Below are 5,175 nucleotides of genomic sequence, written 5' to 3' on the forward strand. Positions count from 1 at the left end.
GGCGTGAAGGTTACGAAGTCACCGAAGGCTCGGTGATCTTCGAAGGCCGCGACCTGCTGGCGCTGGAGCCGGAAGAGCGCGCCGCTGCCGGCGTGTTCCTGGCCTTCCAGTACCCGGTGGAAATCCCCGGCGTGAACAACACCTACTTCCTGCGCGCCGCGCTCAATGCGCAGCGCAAGCAGCGCGGGGAGCCGGAACTGGACTCCATGCAGTTCCTCAAGCTGGTGCGCGAGAAGCTGAAGATCATGCAGATCTCCGACGAGCTGCTGCATCGCGCCGTCAACGAAGGTTTCTCGGGCGGTGAGAAAAAGCGTAATGAGATTTTCCAGATGGCGGTGCTCGAGCCGAAGCTGGCGATCCTCGACGAAACCGATTCGGGCCTGGATATCGATGCGCTCAAGCAGGTGGCACAGGGTGTCAATACGTTGCGTTCGCCGGATCGCGCTGTCCTTTTGATCACTCACTACCAGCGCTTGCTCGACTACATCGAACCGGATTTCGTGCATGTGCTCGCCGATGGCCGCATTGTCGAAAGCGGCGACAGGACGCTGGCTCTGAAGCTTGAAGAACACGGTTACGCCTGGGTTGCCGATCGCGATCCGCCTCTGGCTTCCGAGGCGCGTGCATGAGTCCGACACCGGCACCGGTTCCGTTTATCGATGGCCTGCGCGACATCGAAAGCGTGCGTTTGGCCGGTAGCGGCCACGCGTGGCTGGATGCGGCACGCCGTGAAAATCTCGAAGCGTTTATCGCGGCAGGATTGCCCGACACGCGCGCCGAGGCGTGGAAATACACAGCACTGCGTGCATTGGGTCAGCGCCGATTTGCGCATGGCGATCCAGGCGCCTTGACCCGCAGCGTTGCTGCGAAGGAACTCGCGCTTCCGGGCGTCGATGGTCCGCGGCTGGTTTTCGTCAACGGTGTTTTCCGTGCGGACCTTTCGCGCCTCGAAACGCTCCCAGCCGGTTTGGTGTTGCAACCCCTTTCGCAGGTGCTGGCCAACGATCCCGAACCGCTGCGTTTTGCCTTGAGTCGTCACTATCGTGAAACGAGCGATGCATTCGCGCGTCTGAATGCGGCGCTGGCGGGCGATGGTGTCGTGCTTCGCGTTCCGGCGGGTGCGCACATCGGCAAGCCTGTGCAGCTGTGCTTTGTCGGGACGCCGGCAGAAGGCGATCTTGCGTGGCATCTGCGCAATGTCATCGAATTGGGCGAGGGCGCGGAGCTCGATCTCGTCGAGCATCACGTGTCCAATATCGCGCACAAGCATCTTGGTACGGTGGTCGCCGATATTGTTCTGCACGACGGTGCACGCCTCCAGCACGCCCTGCTCCAGAACGCCGCCGAAGAAAGCACCTTGATTCGTCGCAGCAGCTTGCATCTCGGTGCCAAGGCGCACGCTGCGCTGCATGTGCTGGAACTTGGCGGTGCACTGGTGCGTCACGACCTGCATGCCGAGCTTCGTGGCGATGAAGCTCGTCTGGATACGCGTGGCGTATTCGTACTGCGTGGCCGTCAGCATATCGATACGCAGTTGTCGATCCGCCATCAGGCACTCCATACCGCGTCGGAGTCGACGTGGCGTGGCGTGGCCGATGAGCGCGCTCACGGCGTGTTCCGTGGCGCCATCGTCGTTGCGCAAGGCGCGGATGGAAGTGATGCGTCTCTCAGCAATAAGAACCTGCTGTTGTCGGGGCTTGCGGAGATCGATACCAAGCCAGAACTCGAAATCTATGCGGACGAAGTGAAAGCCGCGCATGGCGCCACGATAGGTCAGCTCGACGAGCGCGCGTTGTTCTACCTGCGCTCGCGTGGTCTGCCGTACGCCGAAGCGCGCGCGTTGCTTACTGCGGCGTTCTGTCGTTCGGTTTTTGCATCGCTACCCAATGAATCCTTGCGCGAGCACTTCTCTGAAGCGCTGATCGCACACCTGCCGTAAATCGATCCCTCATGAACGCCAAGCCCAATCAGCCTCTCGACTTCGACGTCCAGCGCATACGCGCGGATTTTCCGCTGCTGAGCCGCAAGGTGCATGGCAAGCCGCTGGTGTATTTCGATAACGCCAATACCAGCCAGAAACCGCTGCAGGTGATCGAGGCGGTCGATCGTCACTATCGTGAGCACAATGCGAACGTGGCGCGCGCCGTTCATCAGTTGGGTGAAGAGGCGACCGCTGCTTACGAAGGTGCGCGCGACAAGCTCGCGGCGTGGATCAACGCTGCCTCACGCAACGACATCGTGCTTACCTCCGGTACCACGCAGTCGATGAATACAGTGGCTTACAGCTTCGCGTTGCCGCGCCTGAAGCAGGGCGATGTGATTCTCACCACGGTGATGGAGCATCACGCCAATATCGTGCCGTGGCAGCTTGTCGCGGCACGCGCAGGTGCAACTGTGAAAGCCGCACCGATCGATGAGCGCGGCGAGCTTATCCTCGAAAAGTTTTTTGAAATGCTCACGCCGGACGTGAAGCTGGCCTGCGTGACGCACGTTTCCAACGTGCTCGGTACGGTCAACCCCGTGCGCGAGATTGCGCGCGAATGCCGCCGGCGCGGTATCCCGCTGCTGGTGGATGGTTCGCAGGCGTTGCCGCATCGGCCTGTCGACGTACAGGCCCTCGGCTGCGATTTTTACGCATTCACCGGCCACAAAATGCTGGCGCCGACCGGCACAGGCGGCTTATGGGCCAAGCGCGAGCATCTGCAATCCATGCCGCCGTTCTTTGGCGGCGGCGAAATGATTCGCGAAGTGCGCTTCGACGGCACCACCTTCGCCGAGCCGCCGCATAAATTCGAAGCCGGCACGCCGAACATTGCCGGATTCGCGGGCGTAGGTGCCGCCATCGACTATGTGCAGTCGATCGGCTTCGACGCCATTCGGGCATGGGAGCACGACTTGCTGGTTTACGCCACCGAACGCCTGCGTGAGATTCCAGGGCTGCGCATTTTTGGCGAAGCGGCGGAAAAGGAGCCGGTGATTTCCTTCCTTATCGAAGGTGCGCAGGCGACCGACATGGCCACCTTGCTCGATCTCGAGGGAGTGGCTGTTCGCTCCGGCCACCACTGCGCGCATCCGCTGATGCAGTTCTACGGTGTTCCCGCCACGCTGCGCGCATCGCTTGCGTTCTATAACACGCGCGAAGAAGTCGATGCTTTCATCACGGCGTTGCTTAAGGTCCGAAAGCTGTTGATGTGACGAACCGTGGTTGCTCAGTGTGCGGTTCGTTCCCGTGCATCGAGCAGCCTGCCGATGAGATTGAATACAAGCAGGCAGGCGACGAGCACCACGATCCATTTATTCGCCATCGCACGCAACGGCAACGTGGATTGAGCAAGCTTCAACCAATCTGTGCCGAAATGCATTACCAGACCCGCTAGCATCGCCATCAAGACGCCGCATAGCGTCCAGCTAAGCACTAGTTCCAAGTACATATTGGCGGACGCGCGTCGCCGCGCATGCTCGGCGACGTGGTGGGCAAAGTCGGTTGGAAGGCTTTCATTGGGCGGTTGACGCAATGCGCGCGCGATCGCGTCGTAAGGTGTCGATGTTGCATCGCCCGGTTGGGCTCCAAGGCGCCCCGCTTCGGCGGCCCTTTCCTGCATCAGCCATTCGCGTTCTTCGGCTTCGTTGCGTGGCGGTTGCGGTGTGTGGTTCATGGCAGGACTCCATGCGCGGATTCGAGCACTTCGCGCAAGTGTAGACGCGTGCGAAACAGATGGCTTTTGATTGTGCCGATGGCGAGGCCGGTGATGGCGGCGATGTCGCCGATCGGCAATTCGTCCAGATGATAGAGCGTGAGTACCGTGCGCTGCAGCGGCGGTAAGGTTTCGATGGCTGCATGCAGGCGTACGGCCATGTCGCGGTCAGCATAGGCGGCCTCCAGGTCGAAGCCGTCGCTTACGTTCTCGACCAGGGGAGGCAGATCGTCGCCCTGGACGGTTTCGAAAACGGCGATGCGCTTGCGTTCCAGATGACGCAGCGCGATGTTGTAGGCGATACGTCCGATCCACGACTTCAGTGCACTTTCGTAGCGGTATTGATGCAGGGTGCGATGTACGCGCAAGAACGTGTCCTGGCACAGGTCGCGTGCATCCTCTGGGTGACGGACCATGCGGTAGATGATGTGCCAGCACAGATCCTGATGCTCGCGCACGAGCCGTTCGAACGCGCCGGGCGCATTCGCCAGAACGGCTTCAACCAATGGACGGTCCGTGGAATGGCTCATGCAGCATCGGGTTCCCTGATACCTTACAGATACAGGCAAGACGAATTCGGTTGCAATGAGGCAGCTGCAACCGGGCAAAGGATAGCTGTATCTATATCCCTGAAAGCGCCAATACCGGTGCATGCTGACTCGGGAGAAGTCGATGGATAAGGGAACGGTTATTCCGGTTTTGTTGTTTCTATGCGTAACGTTCGGCGTGACCTACGTGATCAAATTGCTGGTCGATGCCCGTGTGCGTATCAAGATGTTGCAAGCATCCGAGTCGAAGGAACTCATCGAATCGGTAATACGCGGTGACGACCACCGCGGGCGCATGAGCTCGCTGCGCTGGGGACTGCTGCTGCTGCTCGGAGGACTGGGCTTCGCAATCATTCAATGGGCAGGCTGGACCGATATCACACCCGGCGCACTCGCTGTTCTGCTCTGCGCATTTGGATTGAGCAACCTCATTTATTTCTTCGCCGCGCGACGCATCACACCCTAGTTAATGCGTCTGCTGCCCGGCATCTTCGCCGGGCTTTTCCCCCGTATTGTTGAGTCAGGCAACAACGGTGGCATGTCCTCATGCCGCCTGGGGATTCCTGCGCTCTTTTTCTGGAGAACGCTATGCATCTGCGATGGATAACCCTAGGTTTGCTGTGCATTCCAGGTCTTGCGATGGCGCAATCGGTTCATCGCTTCAAACTCTTTAACGACATGTCGAGCCGGATTGTGTCGTTTACTGTGTCGCCAGCTGGCAGCGGGTCTGGAACGAAGCTGGATTTGGACGACCCAGAGCAGCCATTCAAATACGGAGCGGCGATGATGATTGATGTGCACGGTGGCTATGGTTGCTTGTTCGATCTTCAGACGCGACTTTCGAACGGAGAGCGGGTCACGACGCGCAATGTCAATCTGTGCACCATCCAGGTTTATCGACCTGGTTTGCGCATCGACAGCGTGCATTTTGG

General features: G+C 59.8%; 7 protein-coding genes. 5 read left to right on the forward strand and 2 right to left on the reverse strand.

What is annotated here, in order from left to right; translation table 11 throughout:
• The 3 genes from sufC to VK725_RS04855 all read left to right on the forward strand — a co-directional run.
• On the forward strand, window positions 1–629 hold a 629-nt coding region (gene sufC, locus VK725_RS04845; RefSeq protein ID WP_325316926.1), incomplete at its 5' end, for a Fe-S cluster assembly ATPase SufC.
• Window positions 626–1,939 (forward strand): Fe-S cluster assembly protein SufD, encoded by a 1,314-nt coding sequence (sufD, locus tag VK725_RS04850; RefSeq protein WP_325316927.1) that lies wholly within the window; start codon window positions 626–628, stop codon window positions 1,937–1,939. The genes sufC and sufD, both read left to right, overlap by 4 nt.
• Before the next feature lie 11 nt (window positions 1,940–1,950).
• Window positions 1,951–3,195, forward strand: a complete 1,245-nt coding sequence (locus VK725_RS04855) for a cysteine desulfurase (protein ID WP_325316928.1) — start codon at window positions 1,951–1,953, stop codon at window positions 3,193–3,195.
• Between the two features lie 14 nt (window positions 3,196–3,209).
• Here VK725_RS04855 and VK725_RS04860 read toward each other — a convergent pair whose 3' ends face one another.
• Both VK725_RS04860 and VK725_RS04865 read right to left on the reverse strand, forming a co-directional pair.
• A complete protein-coding gene (locus tag VK725_RS04860) occupies window positions 3,210–3,656 on the reverse strand; it encodes a hypothetical protein (RefSeq protein WP_325316929.1) in 447 nt (148 codons plus the stop codon).
• Window positions 3,653–4,225 (reverse strand): RNA polymerase sigma factor, encoded by a 573-nt coding sequence (locus VK725_RS04865; protein ID WP_325316930.1) that lies wholly within the window; start codon window positions 4,223–4,225, stop codon window positions 3,653–3,655. Before VK725_RS04865 ends, VK725_RS04860 begins: the two co-directional genes overlap by 4 nt.
• Before the next feature lie 142 nt (window positions 4,226–4,367).
• On the opposite strand from VK725_RS04865, the gene VK725_RS04870 reads away from it, so the two are divergent.
• Complete coding sequence (locus VK725_RS04870) at window positions 4,368–4,709, forward strand: DUF6249 domain-containing protein (protein ID WP_325316931.1); 342 nt, start codon at window positions 4,368–4,370, stop codon at window positions 4,707–4,709.
• 122 nt (window positions 4,710–4,831) lie between these two features.
• Window positions 4,832–5,175, forward strand: a 344-nt coding sequence (locus tag VK725_RS04875; RefSeq protein WP_325316932.1) for a hypothetical protein, incomplete at its 3' end; no start/stop codon positions are given.

Source organism: Dyella sp., assembly GCF_035486915.1.
GTDB lineage: Bacteria > Pseudomonadota > Gammaproteobacteria > Xanthomonadales > Rhodanobacteraceae > Dyella_B.

Excerpts from the sequence above, each read along its gene's own strand:
- sufD (WP_325316927.1), top strand. The coding sequence starts at position 626 with ATGAGTCCGACACCGGCACCGGTTCCGTTTATCGATGGCCTGCGCGAC.
- VK725_RS04855 (WP_325316928.1), top strand. The coding sequence starts at position 1,951 with ATGAACGCCAAGCCCAATCAGCCTCTCGACTTCGACGTCCAGCGCATA.
- VK725_RS04860 (WP_325316929.1), bottom strand. The coding sequence starts at position 3,656 with ATGAACCACACACCGCAACCGCCACGCAACGAAGCCGAAGAACGCGAA.
- VK725_RS04865 (WP_325316930.1), bottom strand. The coding sequence starts at position 4,225 with ATGAGCCATTCCACGGACCGTCCATTGGTTGAAGCCGTTCTGGCGAAT.
- VK725_RS04870 (WP_325316931.1), top strand. The coding sequence starts at position 4,368 with ATGGATAAGGGAACGGTTATTCCGGTTTTGTTGTTTCTATGCGTAACG.